Here is a 14,059-nt window from a genome sequence, read left to right as displayed (position 1 = left end):
CCCGGCGGAGCCGTGCATTCCTTTTCTGTCCTCTCTTCCGAACCCAGGCCGACCGGCCCTCTGATGACGGCGTCCGTCCTGGCCACCGCCGCCGTCCTTCTCACCGGCTGTACGGCCGGGGGAGGCTCCGAGACGGCCGCGGAGGACGGCACCACCACCGTCGAGAACTGCGGGATCGACGTCACTGTCGAAGGACCGCCCGAGCGGGTGTACGCCGCCTACCAGCCCGCGATCGAGATCGCCCACGCACTCGGTATCGCCGACCGTCTGGTGGAGACCGCGTTCCTCGACTCCCAGGTGCTGCCGGAGTACGTCGAGGCGCAGGAGGCGGCGGAGTACGTCGAGAGCCTGCCCAGCCGCGAGGCTCTGCTGACCGAGGAACCGGACTTCGTCCTCTCCGGCTTCAACGGTGTCTTCGTCAGTGACGGGGCGGGCGACGCGAGCTTCGGCACCCGCGGCAGCCTCGCGGAACTCGGGGTCCAGTCGTGGATCCTCAGCCCGCTGTGCCCCAGCGCGGACGGGCTCTCCGACGAGGCGATCGACCCGGCGACGGTCCGGGTCGAGACCATCCACGACGACCTGCGCGCCCTCGGCGACCTCTTCGACGCCCAGGAGCGCGCCGAGGAGGTCATCGCCGACCAGAACGACCGGATCGAGGCCGTGGCGGAGGCCGTCGCTGACGCCGACCGGCCGACGGTCGCCTTCGTCACCCTGCGGGAGGACGGCACGGTCTCCGTCGCCGGAGGCATCGACTTCGGAACCCAGGTCATCGAGCACGCCGGGGGTGAGAACGCCTTCGGCGACCTGACCGAGACACGCAACGTCCAGATCGACCTCGAGGAGCTGATCCGGCGCGACCCGGACGTCATCCTCACCAGCACCTGCTGCGACGCCTCTTACACTCGCGAGGACGCCGCGGACGACGTCGCCGCCATCGCCGAGCACCCGGCCCTGTCCGGGGTGACCGCCGTGGAGCAGGACCAGGTGCACCCGTTCCTGTTCGCGGACCGCAGCGCCGGGGTCCGGGCCGCCCACGCCATCGAGGTGCTCGCCTCGCTGCTCCACCCCGACAGCGTCAGCTCCGACCAGGCCGGCTCCGTCTCCGAGTGAGGCCGCGATGACGACGGTCACGCCCGCAGGAGAACGAACCGCGGGGGGTGCGGGCCGCTCCGGCCCGACGCCCTCCGCCCGCTCCGGTGTGCTCAAAGGCGGTTGGAGCCGCGGCCTGGGCCTTGTCGTGGCCACGGCGGCGCTGGTGGCCGCCGTGTTCGGCTCCGTGCTGATCGGCAACTACTCGGCCACCCTCGCCGACGTGGTCGCCGCCCTCAGCGGCACCCCTGAGAGCGACGTGGAGCGGATCATCCTGCACATCCGCGTCCCGCGCACCGTCACCGGACTGCTCGCCGGGATCGCGCTCGGTGTCGCCGGAACGGTCATGCAGGGTCTGACTCGCAACCCGCTGGCCGAACCCGGGCTGCTCGGCATCAACTCCGGCGCCGCCCTGGCGGTGGTGCTGGCGATGGCCGGTTTCGGGATCACCGCCACCGCCGGCTACCTGTGGTTCGCCTTCGCCGGGGCCGCCGTCGCCGCGGTCCTCGTCTACACCCTCGGCTCGCTCGGCCTCGGCGGTGCCACCCCGGTGAAGCTGGCCCTGGCCGGTGCCGCCTTCACCGCGCTGTTCGGGGCGGTCACGTCGATGATCACCCTCCAGGACTCCTCCACGATGGACGACTACCGGTACTGGGTGGTCGGGTCGCTCACCCGGTCCGACGGCACGGACCTGAGCGTCGTGGCACCGTTCCTCCTCGTCGGGGTCGTCCTCGCCGTGGCGCTGACCCGGACGCTCAACGCCCTGGCGCTGGGGGACGACCTGGCACGCAGCCTCGGTACCCGTCTGTGGACCAACCGTGCCGTCGCGGCCCTGGCCGTCGTCCTGCTCGCCGGGGGCGCCACCGCCATCGCGGGCCCGATCGGGTTCGTCGGCCTGGTCGTGCCGCACGTCGCCCGGATGATCACCGGCCCGGACTACCGCTGGGTGATGGCGTGGACGGTGGTGCTCTCACCGACACTCCTGCTGATCGCCGACACGCTCGGCCGGATCCTGCTCCAACCCCAGCAGCTCCAGGTCGGGATCATCACCGCCATCGCCGGGGCACCGTTCTTCCTCTACCTGGTCCGCAACCGAAGGGTGATCGGCGTATGACCGGCCTGCTCCGCCGCGGCCCGACCCGTGACACCCTCCTGCTGTCCCCGGGCCGGGGAGCGGTGGCCTTCCGGATCAGCCGTTCCTCGGCGCTGCTCACCGCCGCGGCCGGTACCGCCGCCCTGGCGGTGGCCACCGTTTCCCTCACCCTAGGGGTGTTCCCGATCGGGGTCGGCGACGTCATCACCGTCCTCGGCGGCGGGGGGACCCTCATCGAACGGGACATCGTCCTGAACGACCGCCTGCCCCGGGCGCTCACCGGACTCGGTGTCGGTGCGGCGTTCGCCCTCTCCGGCGCCCTCCTGCAACGGATCGCCGCCAACCCGCTGGTGAGCCCCGACGTCATCGGGATCAACTCCGGTGCCGCCATGGGGGCGTTGGTCGTACTCCTCATCCTGGGCGGCAGCGGCCTGCAACTGGTCCTGGGTGCGCTGTCCGGGGCCCTGCTCGCGGCGGTGCTGATCCTGCTCATCGCCTACAAGCGCGGACTGCACGGGTTCCGGCTGGTCCTGGTGGGGATCGGTGTTGCCGCGATGCTCTCCTCGGCCACCTCCTACCTGCTCACCCGGGCCGACATCAACCGTGCTATGAGCGCCGCGGCCTGGCTGACCGGCAGCCTCGCCAACCGCGGCGGCCTGCACGTGGCGATCATCGTGACCGCCCTGGCGGTGACGGTCCCGGTCCTGATCGTCGGATCACGGCACCTGCGGTTGCTTGAGCTCGGCGACGACCTCACCCGAACCCTCACCGGTGCGGGCCAGGGCCGCAAGGTGGTGCTGCTGTTGGTGGCGGTGGTCCTCGCCGCACTGGCGACCGCGGCGGCCGGTCCGATCGGCTTCGTCGCGCTGGTGGCGCCGCAGATCACCCGCCGGATCCTCGCCGAGCGACAGGTCGGTCTCGCACCGTCCGCCGCCGTCGGCGCCCTGCTGGTGGTCAGCGCCGACCTGGCTGGTCGGCTGCTCTTCGCGCCGACGGAGATGCCGGTCGGTGTCCTGACCGCCGTTTTCGGAGCCCCTGTCCTGCTCTACCTACTGGCCCGCGCACACCGGATTGGAGCCGCCGGATGACCGATGCCGCCGCGTCCACCCAGAACCCCGACCTCAACCCCGCGCCCGGTCCCGGCCCGGATCCGGGCCACCCGATCTCGATCGCCGCCGAGGGGCTGAGCCTCGGCTACGCCTCCTCGGTGGTCGTCGACCGGGTCACCACCGAGCTCCCGGCCGGCCGGATCACCGCCATCGTCGGGCCCAACGGCTGCGGCAAGTCCACGCTGCTGCGCGGTCTGGCTCGGCTGCTGGGACCCCAGCGGGGCCGGGTGCTCCTGGACGGCGACGAGCTCGCCTCGATGTCCGCGCGCACCCTCTCCCGCCGCCTCGGCCTGCTGCCGCAGCAACCGATCGCACCCGACGGGATCACCGTCGCGGACCTGGTCGGCCGCGGCCGCCACCCGCACCAGCGCTGGTTCCGGCAGTGGGGCGCCGCAGACGAGGAGGCGGTGGCCGCCGCGATGGCGGCGACGGGCGTCGACCAGTTCGCCGAGACCCCGATCGACCAGCTCTCCGGCGGCCAGCGCCAGCGGGTGTGGATCGCCCTGGCCCTGGCCCAGGAGCCCGAGGTCATGCTGCTCGACGAACCGACGACCTACCTCGACCTCGCGCACCAGCTCGACGTCCTCAACCTGCTTGCCGCACTCAACCGCCGCCTCGGGCGCACCATCGTGCTGGTGCTGCACGACCTCAACATGGCCAGCCGCTTCGCCCACCACCTGGTGGCGATGCGGGACGGGGGCCTGGTCACCCAGGGAACCCCCGCCGAGGTCGTCACACCGCGCACGGTCCGCGAGGTCTTCGGGGTGGCGGCCACCGTCATCACCGACCCGGTGGCCGGCACACCCCTGATCCTGCCGCACCTGTCCGCCGACGCAGAGGAGGCCCGATGACCGCCCGGGTCCTGGTGGGGATGTCGATCCGTGAGGCCAATGCCGCCGATGAACTGGGGGCCGCGGCGAAGGCCGCCGACGCCCGGCTGGCGTTTCTCCAGGTCGCCGACCCCGCCCTGTCGACGGTGCTGACCGAGCTGGCCGACGCCGGCGCCGGGCGGATCGAACTGGTCGGCGTCGCTCTGGGGCGCCTCGCCCCCGGACACTCCTGGCTGCGCCGGGTCGCCGGACACTGGTGGCGTGAACGCGGGACCGGCGCGCCCGAGGTCGTGGTGGCCGCCCGCCTGGTCGGCCCGGACGTCGCCGTCCCCGGTGCCGTCGCCTCCGCTCTGGAGACGGTCCGCCCGATCTCGGGTACCGAGGCGCCGGTCACCTCGACCGCGTGGGAGGAGGTCCCGGGGTACCGGCGCCATCTGCTGGTCTGCCGCGGGCCGCGGTGCAGCGCCCGCGGCGCCGAGGAGACCTGGGGCGCCCTCGCCGCGGGCCTGTCACAGCGGGACCTGGGTGACGACGACGTCCTGATGACCGCCACCGGCTGTATGTTCCCCTGCAACCAGGCCCCTGTGGTCGCGGTCCAGCCCGACGACGTCTGGTACGGCGGCATCGGCCCCGGCCACGCCGATGAGATCATCGACAGCCACCTGGTGGCAGGCGAACCCGTGGAGGGCACCCGGATCCGGTGACCGGAACCGCCCCGCGGCTCACCCCCGCTGACCTGGGGGTGAGACCGGCGCACGCGGGGAGGGGCCGTCGCACGGCGACATGCTGTTCACGCGCCACGGGCCCGAGTGAGGCTTTCACCAGGGCCCGCGTTTTCGGTCAGAACGGTTTGTCATCACCTTCGGGACTGTGTGTGGGGGTGGACCACAGGGGGTTGTCGGGATGGTGCAGCCACACGGTCTGGGTGTGGTGGTGGAGGTCGACGGTCAGGCCGAAGTCCGACACTGCTGGCTCCTCCCAGACCTGCCACCTCTGCCAAGCTTGGTCGGCCTCGTCGGCCAGGTGCCGTCCTCCGGCCTGTTCGACGCGGCCGTCGGCGTGCACGCGGGCCCAGGAGGGGCAGGTGGTGGAGGCGATCCACACGTGCGGCTCGGTGGCGCCGGGTTCCATCCGGAAGCCGAATGACCAGTCGGGCATGAGCAGGGAGAGCAGTAGGGCGGCCTCTGCGTCGAGCCATCGCTGGCGGGGGTCGTCGGGTGCTGCTCGGGTGGACTCGGGTGCGGCGCCCGGCGCGGGGGCGGGTTGTGCGGGCCTGCGTTGGCCGCGTGCCCACATGAAACTCAGTGCTCCCTCGAAGCGGCCCTGGACCCGGCCGGGGCCCGGGGGGCAAGGACGGCGAGCACCCCGGCGGGCAGCCCCGGGGAGGGCGCCCACGGGGTGATGATGCGCCCCTGCTCGGGTAGCTGGCGTATCCACGTGGCCGGGATCTGGGACACGGCGCAGGTGGAGATCACCCCGTCGAAGGAAGGCGCGCCTCGGGGTGGAAACCGGCTGAGTGCAATGCGGCTTGGGCGGACTGGGCCAGGGTCTGGTCGATCTCCACCGTGGTGACCTGGTCCGACCCTCCTTACCCGAACCCACCGCGTGGCCGCCCACTGGCCCAAGGTTCCAGGCCGCGCGGTGTTTGCCCCGAACGGCGCCCGTGCCCCGGCACGGGCGCCCTTCGCGCTCCCTCGCCAGGTCTGGGGAATGGTGTTCTTCGGCGCCTTCTTTTCCCTGACTGGAGAGCAGTAGGTTGGTGTGGATGGTTGCTGGAGGGTGGGCTTTTTGAGTGATTTGTCTTCGGTGTCCAAGTGCCAACAACTTGCAGATTTGGGCCCCTTGGTGCTCTAAACCTGCAGGTCACCGAGACTGCTCCCCGCGCACGCGGGGATGGACCCGTCGCCGTGGTGGTGGAACTCGGCACCCGCGGCTGCTCCCCGCGCACGTGGGGATGGACCCGGCAAAAGTCGCAAAGGTGATGATCCTTCCCCCTGCTCCCCGCGCACGCGGGGATGGACCCAGGTACGCCCACACGAGGTTGATGGCGTCCTGCTGCTCCCCGCGCACGCGGGGATGGACCCCTGGAGCGCATCTGCGCGTGTCCGGCCAGGGGCTGCTCCCCGCGCACGCGGGGATGGACCAGGGACTCCAGTGTGGAGAGGGTCTCCTCCCGGCTGCTCCCCGCGCACGCGGGGATGGACCCACGCGGTCGGCGGTGTCCCAAAGGGCCCGCGGCTGCTCCCCGCGCACGCGGGGATGGACCCACAGCGGCTGCGACGTCCCAGGACGCAGCCGCCTGCTCCCCGCGCACGCGGGGATGGACCCAGGTCCCGACGCCGCCGGTCGGCGGAGGTCAGCTGCTCCCCGCGCACGCGGGGATGGACCCGCTCGGAGACGTTCCGGGACGTGGTCACCAGCCTGCTCCCCGCGCACGCGGGGATGGACCCCCACCGACCCGTGGGCGGACGCGCCCGACCACCTGCTCCCCGCGCACGCGGGGATGGACCCCACACAACAAGAGACCCGTCCCCAAGGGGTTACTGCTCCCCGCGCACGCGGGGATGGACCCGGAGTCGGCGGCCCCCGAACAACTCCACGCCCCTGCTCCCCGCGCACGCGGGGATGGACCCAGTCTCACCAGAGTCCAGACGGAAAACGAGCACTGCTCCCCGCGCACGCGGGGATGGACCCGTGTCCACGACGGTGCGCATGTCGGCGCGGGACTGCTCCCCGCGCACGCGGGGATGGACCCGGTGTCCTCCAAGGCGGCGGCACGGTCGACGTCTGCTCCCCGCGCACGCGGGGATGGACCCCGCACCTGACCGACCGGGACCTTCCCGGCGTCCTGCTCCCCGCGCACGCGGGGATGGACCCAGTTCCGAGGTGATGCGGAGGAGAGCCAGCTCCTGCTCCCCGCGCACGCGGGGATGGACCCACGAGTCTACGCATGGAACTCCGGCAACGGCTCTGCTCCCCGCGCACGCGGGGATGGACCCGTGTCCACGACGGTGCGCATGTCGGCGCGGGACTGCTCCCCGCGCACGCGGGGATGGACCCGCCAAGGGTTCCGTACGTACCGGAGCCACCGACTGCTCCCCGCGCACGCGGGGATGGACCCTCGGGTGAAACGCCCCGGGCGGGGCGGGCGGGCTGCTCCCCGCGCACGCGGGGATGAACCCGTTCATCGCAGGAAATGCGGAGAGAAGTCCGTCTGCTCCCCGCGCACGCGGGGATGGACCCCGCGGTGCGCTCGGGCAGCCAGTACAGCGCCACTGCTCCCCGCGCACGCGGGGATGGACCCGGCTGCACCTACGTCCCCTAACGCTGAGAGGCCTGCTCCCCGCGCACGCGGGGATGGACCCGTCATGCGGCGCACGCGCTCAGCGGGCTCGGGCTGCTCCCCGCGCACGCGGGGATAGACCCAGCTCGGGATCGACCAGGCGCTCGACCCGGGTGCTGCTCCCCGCGCATGCGGGGATAGGCCCGGCGTAATGTACGCCAGGCCCCCCTTCTTGACCGCTGTGCTGTGGCTGTGGTGGTCAGTGCGGCGGGAGCCCGGACTGGAAGACGGCCTGGCCGAGGACTTGGGCGGTGCCCTGGGCCAAGAGCAAGGTCGTGCTGATGGCCACAGCGGGCCAGCCCCACCAAGAGCGCGGCGCCCGGTGACGACCCCGGGCAGGCGTCGCGGGGGCGTCGGTCAAGGCCGCGAAAGCCTCTTCCAGCTGCTGGGCTTCGCGCTCGGCCTGTTCGCGGCGCTGCCGGTCGACCTCGAACCAGTGCGGAGTCGGGCCGTGCCGGAGCATGTGGGCCACCCGGGGGTTGCCTTCCATCTGCCGCAGCAGCCGCGCCTGGCGCTCGGAGTGGGTTTCCGGTGTGCTGAAGTACGGGCCCAAGCGGCGGTGTTCCTGGGGCTCGGGCGGAGTAACCAGCTGGCGGTTGCTGCCGGGGCGGGAGAAGCGGTGGCCCCGGGGTGCGGCCAGGCGCTGGCGCACCCCGGAGCTCACCTGCTGCGAGCCGGTCACCGGTGGGCCTCGGGGAGGGTGAACTCGGCCCAGGTCACGGTGCCCAACCCTTCACAGAAGGGGAAGTCCAGCACTGAGCGGGTGCCCCAGCGGTCGGCCAGGTGGCTGATGAGCAGCAGACCCCGGCCGCGCTCCACCTCGGCCCATTCCTCCACCGAGTGGTCCGGGGTCTGCGGGGCCTGGAACTCGGCGCGGTCGGTGCGCTGGCCGTCGTCGACGATCGCGACCTGAATCGTGCGGGTGGTGGGCATGTGCAGGGTGCGGATCACCCGGCCCTCGACGTCTTCTCCCGAAAGGCTGTGGGCGCACGCGTTGGCGAACATCTCGCTGGCGCACAGCACCATGTTCTCGACCGTCTCGGCGGGGAGCCCGGACAACCGGTGCAGGTCGGCGGCCAGGTCCGCGCGCACCCAGCGGGTCTGGGCCAGCTCGCCCGGGTAGAGACGGGAGGGCCATCGGCGTCCGGTGAACGGGGCTGTGGGGGTGTGGAACGGGGTGCGTACGTGCGGCAGACTGGTCATGTCGGCAACTCGCTTTCGTTGAAATCGGTTGGTGGTTGTCGGCCTGCTCTGGGGGTGTTGGCGCACCCGCCAGAGCTTTTTTGTGAGTGCTGAGGGTTGCGGGGGCCTCAGCAGGTGCACGGGGTCTCTAGGAGTCGGGCGAGGAGCTGAGGCCCAGGAGGCGGTGGCCGAGCAGGCGCAGGAGTTCGTGGCGGGTGGGGGCGGTGATCCGTTCGAAGGGGTCGCCTTCACCCGTCCAGCCGATCGGGCGCCGGGCCACGTAGACCTCGCAAGGCTGCTGGCCCTCGATGGTCAGGTTCCACTGCTTGTAGAGCAGCGGGCACAGGACGTGTTCCGGGACGGGCAGCTCACCGCCATCAGGCGGGTTGGCCTGCAAGGGCAGGGGCAGGCGGGCCCCGTCACCACCGACCGCCCGGGGCGCGCAGGGCGGGTTGGGGTGGTCGGCGATGGCCTGGTCGACCAACAGGGTGGCCAGCTCGGCGTCGGCCTCCTCACGAGCGATCCGCAGCGCCTCTCGGATCAGGGGAAGGCGGTTCCGGAGAGTGCTGGAATGCCATTCCGCCAGTTCGGGCGGGGTCAGGTGTACGGGCGGTTGCAGGGCCTCGTCGATGACGGTGAGCAGGTCCCTGGTGTAGATGTCGCGCATCAGAACGCCACTCCCAACCGCTGAAGCCCGGCGAGCACGGCCTGGAGCACGGCCATAGGCGCGGAGTCCAGTGGCCGCCGGGGCGCCGGGACCCTCGGTGGGCGGGGCGAACATAGGGGCTGCCCCAAAGCCAGAGTTCGGGGAACCGGGGCGTAGCTGCGCACACGCCGGGCCCGGCGGGGACGGTGGCGACGCATCGCTTCGGTAGCCAACCAGCGCACATGCGCCAGCTCGGACAGGTTCAGGTAACGCGGCATAGCGCGGCTCCTGGTGTGCAAGTGCTGGGCGGTAGGCCCAGCTCGGGAATGAGTAAGCTTAGAAAATCATGAAATCCTCAGGGTTTCAATGAATATAGAATTTTAGATTCACAGGGTGTGAGGATTTCATCCTGTCTGTAACTGGATGCCCGAATCGCCGACCAGCCGTAACATCCTGAGAGACACCACCCCCAGGAGAGAGCCCATGCCTGATCCATCACGCCCGAGCGTCCGCAGGCGCCGACTCTCGGAGGAGCTTCGCCGCTACCGGATCGCGGCGGGTATGACTCTGGACGATGCGGCAGCAGCCACCGAATGGAGCGTCGGCAAGGTCTCCAACATCGAGACAGGTGTCAGGCTTCGCCCCAGCGTGGTCGAGGTGAGGGCCCTGCTCGATGTCTACGAGGTGACCGATGAACAGCGCCGCCAGGCCCTGTTCGCGATCACCCGTCAGGCAGGCAAGAAGGGCTGGTGGACGAAATACAGCGACGTCTTCCCAGATGAGTTCCCGGTGCTGGAGTCCGACGCCACGGCGATCAGCACTTACGAACCAATGATCATCCCGGGACTGCTACAGACACCGGGCTACGTGGAGCTTCTGACGCGCTCAGGGAACCTGGTCCGAGATCCGGTCGACATTCTGCGCGTGGTCGATGCGCGACGCCGTCGACAGGAAATCCTCGCCCGCACGGACGGGCCTGACCTGTGGGCGGTCATCGACGCGGGCGCCGTCGAGCGGCTGCGCGCCGTACCTGAGGTATGCCGTGAACAGGTGAGCCATCTAGCTGATGTGGCAGACAACGGCGACGGGGTCACGGTCCAGGTAGTCCCGTTCAGCGCGGGGATCCACGCTGGAGCCAAGGGCAGCTTCGTCCTGATGGACTTCGCCGCCGCTGACCCTGTGGTGTATCTCGAAATGGACCAGGACGGCCTCTTCCTGGAGGAGGCAGACGAAGTCACTCGCTACCGAAACCTTTTCAACCACCTCGTGAGCAGGGCACTCAACGTCGACGAGAGCGTCGCCTACCTGCGCGAGATAGCCAAAGCACCCTGAGAGAGCACCCGTGAAACTCATTCCCAACCTCGACGCCCTCAACTTCCGCACGTCCAGCTACAGCGACCGCAGTAACTGTGTCGCCGTCGCCGACGTTCCCGGGGGCGCTGTGGTCCGCGACTCCAAGCACCCTGAGCGCGGCTACCTGCCGTTCTCCGGCCCGGAGTGGATCGCACTGCTGCGTACCACGCGATCGTAGGCACTGAAGAAGGGAGCCCTCACACCGGTGAGGGCTCCCTTCGCTCATTCCCGCGGGCGCTGTACCCCGCCTCCTCGGAGGCCGGAAGCAGGCTTTTCCAGCCTTAGCTGGTCGGGGCGGCGGGACGTCTTCTTCGACGTTTCCGCCCGGGTCAGTACCCCCGCCAGGCCTGGCGGTCCTGGTGGTAGCCGATGATCCTGGGGTGCATCATCGTGGAGGCCTCCACTTCGCCCTCCTGGCGGTCGATGGGGAAGACCAGCGCTGCCCGCAACAGGTCATCGTCCAGGAAGCGCAGTTCGGGGGCGTCGTCCGCCAGAGTCAGTTCGGGGGCTCCATCTCCCTCACTGGTGGAGGCGCCCAGGTAGAACCCCCAGTTGCCGAAGGTCGGCACGTCCACGTTGTACGGGGTGACCGAGATACCGGCCTCCTCCAGCGAGTGGCGCACGCTCCAGTACGCGTTCGGGGCGAAGAACGGTGAACCGGCCTGCACGACCACCCGCCCCTCGGGCTCCAGGGCCTGTTCCAACAGCGCGTAGAACTCGACGGTGTACAGCTTCGACGTACCCACGTCGGTGCCGTCCGGGAGGTCGGCGATGATCACGTCGAAATCGTCCGGGTTGTCACGCAGCCACTGAAACGCGTCGGTGTTGACCACCTCCACCCGCGGATCCTGGAAGGAGTCCTCGTTGAGCTCGCGGATCACCGGGTCGGTGGAGGCCAGCTCGATGACGGCCGGGTCCAGGTCCACCAGGGTCACCGACTCGACGTCGTCGTAACGCAGCAGCTCCCGCAGGGCCAGGCCGTCGCCGCCGCCGAGAACCAACACGTCCTCGCGGGGGCCGTCCATCGCCGGGTGGATGAGCGCCTCGTGGTAGCGGTACTCGTCGAGGGTGGAGAACTGGAGATCCCCGTTGAGGAACATGCGCACGTCTCGGCCGTCCAGGGATCTGGTGAGCACGATCTCCTGGTACTCGCTGCGCTCGGCGTACGAGATCGGGTCCCGGTACATGGCCTGCCGGGCGTCCACCTCGAACTCCTCGGCGAAGTAGTAGGCGAGCCCGAGCACGGCCACGATGAACATCAGGCCGAGGCCGAGACCCGCGTAGGCCAGCCGGGTCAGGTCCGAGCGGAACAGCCACAGCACCACGGCCACACCGATGACGGCGTTCAGCACACCCACCATCAGTGCGCCCTTGGGCAGGCCCAGCAGCGGAAGCAGCAGGAACGGGAAGGCCAGACCGCCGATCAGGCCGCCCACGTAGTCGGCGGCGAACAGGTCCGCGACGGCCTCGGAGGCCTCCTGCTTGCGGATGCGCTGGATGAGCGTCATCAGCAGGGGGATCTCAATACCGATGAGCGTGCCGATGATGAACGCCAGCAGCACCAGCGTGGGCTGGTAGGCGGCGGCCGACAGCCAGGCGAACGACCCGTACAGCAGCAGGACCGACAGGCCGCCGACCAGCGACAGCAGGCCCTCCACCACCGCGAAGGACAGTGCGGGCCGGGCCTGGTACCGCTTGGACAGCAGCGAGCCCACACCCATGGCGAACACCATCACGGACAGGACCACGGAGGCCTGCGTGATGGTGTCGCCGAGTAGGTAGCTGCCGATCGCGACCAGCGCGAGTTCGTACACCAGGCCGCAGGCGGCGCAGATGAACACCGCCAGCAGAACGAAGAACCGGGCCGCGCGCGGCGGAACCGGGAGTCGGGGCCGCGCGTGGGCCGTGGTCTCGCTCAAGGTACTGCTTTCTCAAGGAAGGAAGGGCTGGCCCCGGCTCCGCCCCGATCGGAGGGCAAAGCTCCTGATGGGAGGACAACGCCCCCGGTGAGGAGCGCCCCCGCTAGGAGATGGCGGCGGCCACGACCAGGGCGATGGAGACGTGTGCGGTCGCGCTGACCCACGTCGCCGGGTGCCATTCGGTGTTGCTGATCATGTGGCTGACCTTGCCCGGGGTCATCAGGTCGATCAGCAGGAAGGACAGGGCCATTACGACCAGGCCGATGAGGCCGAAGATCGTCGCGGACAGCAGGCCGGGGCCCAGACCCAGCTCCGAGTAGCTGGACAGGATCGCGGAGACGACCACGATCGCCGCCCCCAGGGTGTTGGCCGACACCAGCAGGATCGCGTTCGGGTTGCGCTCCTCCCAGATCAGCTTGTGCAGCTTGCCGGGGGTGAGCAGGTCGGTGATCAGGTAGCCGAGCAGCATGATGACCGTGCCGACCACGCCGTAACCCAGGGCGTAAAGGGAGCTGGTGAGGATCTCGTTCATGGCCTTGTCCGTAGTGAGGGTACTTCGGGAATCGGGGGGTTGAACTGCGCGAACAGTTCAGCCCCCGACTCGGCAGACTACTTGCCGAAACCCGAACCCCCGCCACGACTGTCGCTCCCGCTGCCGCCGCTGTTGGAGTTGTTGCCTCCGCCACCGCCACCGAAGCCGCCGAAGAAGAAGAACCCGCCGCCGCCCCCGCCGCTGCGGCCGTTCTCACAGTCGTCGTTCGGGGTCGGACTCGGGGTGGTACCGGACGCCGAGTTGGTGCCGGTCGAGGTCGACGTGCTGGACGTCGCGCTGTCACTGGGCTCGCAGTCGGCGCTGTTGCCGCCGCCGGAACAGGCGGACAGCAGGAGCAGCAGCGCGGTAGCCCCGCCGATCGCGGCCACCTTGTGTCTTGGAGCGTTCGCTCCTCTGATGTCGGTCGTGGCCATTGCGGCCTCCTCTTAGAGGGTCAGGGTTGTGGTCGTCGTCACCAGTTCGTCGCTCTGCGGGTAGGCGTGCCAGGTACGCCAGTGCAGTGACGGCCCGCTGCCAGAGGTCAGGTGCAGCGCGGTGATCGCGAGTGGATCACCGGGGAAGGCGACGAGTAGCCCGCCGGGAGAGTCGGAGGTCTCATCGTGGATCTCCGCCACCCGACGGGTGAGTTCGGCGCGAGGCAGCGACTCGACGATCGAGTCGAAGCGGTAGCCGCCCACCCCAGGCAGAGGGTGCTCGGCGTTGCCGGGTAGCCCGCCGGGAACCCCCGGCAGACAGGCGACCGTCTCCACCAGCTCCCCGCCGTCGGACGCGGGCCGCAGGACGACCTGGTGGGAGGCGCCGAGCACCCGGAGTTCGATCTCCAGGCCCGACACCGTGACGGTACGGGCGGCGAGGGGTTCGACCAACGGGTGGTTCAGGGTCCAGACCAGGTCGTCGGCCTTGGTGTCGACGAAGGGGGCGCTGATGCTCGCGCGCATGTGG

General features: G+C 70.3%; 16 protein-coding genes and 1 CRISPR repeat array. Of the genes, 7 read left to right on the top strand and 9 right to left on the bottom strand.

The genetic code is table 11. The features are described from left to right. Positions 1-63: 63 nt before the first annotated feature. Genes D457_RS0123265 through D457_RS0123245 form a run of 5 tightly spaced genes read left to right on the top strand, consistent with a single transcriptional unit; the run spans position 64 to position 4,825 of the window. Positions 64-1,110, top strand: coding sequence for an ABC transporter substrate-binding protein (locus tag D457_RS0123265; protein WP_017583082.1), 1,047 nt, complete (start codon positions 64-66; stop codon positions 1,108-1,110). 7 nt (positions 1,111-1,117) lie between these two features. Beyond that, positions 1,118-2,203: a FecCD family ABC transporter permease gene (locus tag D457_RS0123260; protein ID WP_026116942.1), complete on the top strand. Its 1,086-nt coding sequence runs from the start codon at positions 1,118-1,120 to the stop codon at positions 2,201-2,203. Then, positions 2,200-3,270 (top strand): FecCD family ABC transporter permease, encoded by a 1,071-nt coding sequence (locus D457_RS0123255; protein WP_017583080.1) that lies wholly within the window; start codon positions 2,200-2,202, stop codon positions 3,268-3,270. The genes D457_RS0123260 and D457_RS0123255 overlap by 4 nt, the downstream gene beginning before the upstream one ends. Next, complete coding sequence (locus D457_RS0123250; protein ID WP_017583079.1) at positions 3,267-4,142, top strand: ABC transporter ATP-binding protein; 876 nt, start codon at positions 3,267-3,269, stop codon at positions 4,140-4,142. Before D457_RS0123255 ends, D457_RS0123250 begins: the two co-directional genes overlap by 4 nt. Beyond that, positions 4,139-4,825 carry a (2Fe-2S) ferredoxin domain-containing protein gene (locus D457_RS0123245; RefSeq protein WP_017583078.1) on the top strand — a complete coding sequence of 229 codons (687 nt, stop codon included), beginning with the start codon at positions 4,139-4,141 and terminating at the stop codon, positions 4,823-4,825. Before D457_RS0123250 ends, D457_RS0123245 begins: the two co-directional genes overlap by 4 nt. A 136-nt stretch (positions 4,826-4,961) precedes the next feature. Here the strand turns inward: D457_RS0123245 and D457_RS0123240 are convergent, their stop codons facing one another. The 5 genes from D457_RS0123240 to D457_RS0123220 all read right to left on the bottom strand — a co-directional run bounded on the left by D457_RS0123240 (position 4,962) and on the right by D457_RS0123220 (position 9,313). Next, entirely contained in the window at positions 4,962-5,417 is a 456-nt protein-coding gene (locus D457_RS0123240; protein WP_017583077.1) for a hypothetical protein, read from the bottom strand. Between the two features lie 5 nt (positions 5,418-5,422). Beyond that, entirely contained in the window at positions 5,423-5,596 is a 174-nt protein-coding gene (locus tag D457_RS36260) for a hypothetical protein (protein ID WP_017583076.1), read from the bottom strand. Positions 5,597-5,993: 397 nt separating this feature from the next. Further along, a CRISPR array of direct repeats spans positions 5,994-7,609; the repeat unit is 29 nt; unit sequence CTGCTCCCCGCGCACGCGGGGATGGACCC. A 54-nt stretch (positions 7,610-7,663) separates the two neighbouring features. Continuing rightward, entirely contained in the window at positions 7,664-8,146 is a 483-nt protein-coding gene (locus D457_RS37245) for a hypothetical protein (protein ID WP_017583075.1), read from the bottom strand. Next, the gene (locus tag D457_RS0123225; RefSeq protein ID WP_017583074.1) at positions 8,143-8,667 is read right to left on the bottom strand and encodes an ATP-binding protein; all 525 of its coding nucleotides are present in this window, start codon (positions 8,665-8,667) and stop codon (positions 8,143-8,145) included. Before D457_RS0123225 ends, D457_RS37245 begins: the two co-directional genes overlap by 4 nt. A gap of 127 nt (positions 8,668-8,794) precedes the next feature. Beyond that, positions 8,795-9,313, bottom strand: a complete 519-nt coding sequence (locus D457_RS0123220; RefSeq protein ID WP_017583073.1) for a hypothetical protein — start codon at positions 9,311-9,313, stop codon at positions 8,795-8,797. 462 nt (positions 9,314-9,775) lie between these two features. Here D457_RS0123220 and D457_RS0123215 point away from each other — a divergent pair, with 462 nt between their 5' ends. Continuing rightward, positions 9,776-10,624, top strand: a complete 849-nt coding sequence (locus tag D457_RS0123215) for a helix-turn-helix domain-containing protein (protein WP_026116939.1) — start codon at positions 9,776-9,778, stop codon at positions 10,622-10,624. Between the two features lie 10 nt (positions 10,625-10,634). Next, the gene (locus D457_RS0123210; protein WP_017583071.1) at positions 10,635-10,823 is read left to right on the top strand and encodes a DUF397 domain-containing protein; all 189 of its coding nucleotides are present in this window, start codon (positions 10,635-10,637) and stop codon (positions 10,821-10,823) included. A gap of 151 nt (positions 10,824-10,974) precedes the next feature. Here the strand turns inward: D457_RS0123210 and D457_RS0123205 are convergent, their stop codons facing one another. The 4 genes from D457_RS0123205 to D457_RS0123190 all read right to left on the bottom strand — a co-directional run bounded on the left by D457_RS0123205 (position 10,975) and on the right by D457_RS0123190 (position 14,055). Then, positions 10,975-12,564 (bottom strand): polyamine aminopropyltransferase, encoded by a 1,590-nt coding sequence (locus D457_RS0123205; protein WP_017583070.1) that lies wholly within the window; start codon positions 12,562-12,564, stop codon positions 10,975-10,977. A 103-nt stretch (positions 12,565-12,667) separates the two neighbouring features. Next, positions 12,668-13,096 carry a DUF350 domain-containing protein gene (locus tag D457_RS0123200; RefSeq protein WP_017583069.1) on the bottom strand — a complete coding sequence of 143 codons (429 nt, stop codon included), beginning with the start codon at positions 13,094-13,096 and terminating at the stop codon, positions 12,668-12,670. 77 nt (positions 13,097-13,173) lie between these two features. Further along, a complete protein-coding gene (locus D457_RS0123195) occupies positions 13,174-13,530 on the bottom strand; it encodes a hypothetical protein (protein WP_017583068.1) in 357 nt (118 codons plus the stop codon). 12 nt (positions 13,531-13,542) lie between these two features. Then, a complete protein-coding gene (locus tag D457_RS0123190) occupies positions 13,543-14,055 on the bottom strand; it encodes a DUF2617 family protein (RefSeq protein ID WP_017583067.1) in 513 nt (170 codons plus the stop codon). Between the last annotated feature and the right edge of the window lie 4 nt (positions 14,056-14,059).

It is taken from the genome of Nocardiopsis valliformis DSM 45023 (genome assembly GCF_000340985.1).
GTDB classification, from domain to species: domain Bacteria; phylum Actinomycetota; class Actinomycetes; order Streptosporangiales; family Streptosporangiaceae; genus Nocardiopsis; species Nocardiopsis exhalans.
The sequence above is the reverse complement of the archived record's forward strand: the minus strand, read 5'-3'. Positions and strand labels throughout refer to the sequence as shown.

Coding starts and splice junctions, on each gene's coding strand:
- D457_RS0123265 (WP_017583082.1), top strand. CDS start 64: ATGACGGCGTCCGTCCTGGCCACCGCCGCCGTCCTTCTCACCGGCTGT.
- D457_RS0123260 (WP_026116942.1), top strand. CDS start 1,118: ATGACGACGGTCACGCCCGCAGGAGAACGAACCGCGGGGGGTGCGGGC.
- D457_RS0123255 (WP_017583080.1), top strand. CDS start 2,200: ATGACCGGCCTGCTCCGCCGCGGCCCGACCCGTGACACCCTCCTGCTG.
- D457_RS0123250 (WP_017583079.1), top strand. CDS start 3,267: ATGACCGATGCCGCCGCGTCCACCCAGAACCCCGACCTCAACCCCGCG.
- D457_RS0123245 (WP_017583078.1), top strand. CDS start 4,139: ATGACCGCCCGGGTCCTGGTGGGGATGTCGATCCGTGAGGCCAATGCC.
- D457_RS0123240 (WP_017583077.1), bottom strand. CDS start 5,417: ATGTGGGCACGCGGCCAACGCAGGCCCGCACAACCCGCCCCCGCGCCG.
- D457_RS0123225 (WP_017583074.1), bottom strand. CDS start 8,667: ATGACCAGTCTGCCGCACGTACGCACCCCGTTCCACACCCCCACAGCC.
- D457_RS0123220 (WP_017583073.1), bottom strand. CDS start 9,313: ATGCGCGACATCTACACCAGGGACCTGCTCACCGTCATCGACGAGGCC.
- D457_RS0123215 (WP_026116939.1), top strand. CDS start 9,776: ATGCCTGATCCATCACGCCCGAGCGTCCGCAGGCGCCGACTCTCGGAG.
- D457_RS0123200 (WP_017583069.1), bottom strand. CDS start 13,096: ATGAACGAGATCCTCACCAGCTCCCTTTACGCCCTGGGTTACGGCGTG.
- D457_RS0123195 (WP_017583068.1), bottom strand. CDS start 13,530: ATGGCCACGACCGACATCAGAGGAGCGAACGCTCCAAGACACAAGGTG.
- D457_RS0123190 (WP_017583067.1), bottom strand. CDS start 14,055: ATGCGCGCGAGCATCAGCGCCCCCTTCGTCGACACCAAGGCCGACGAC.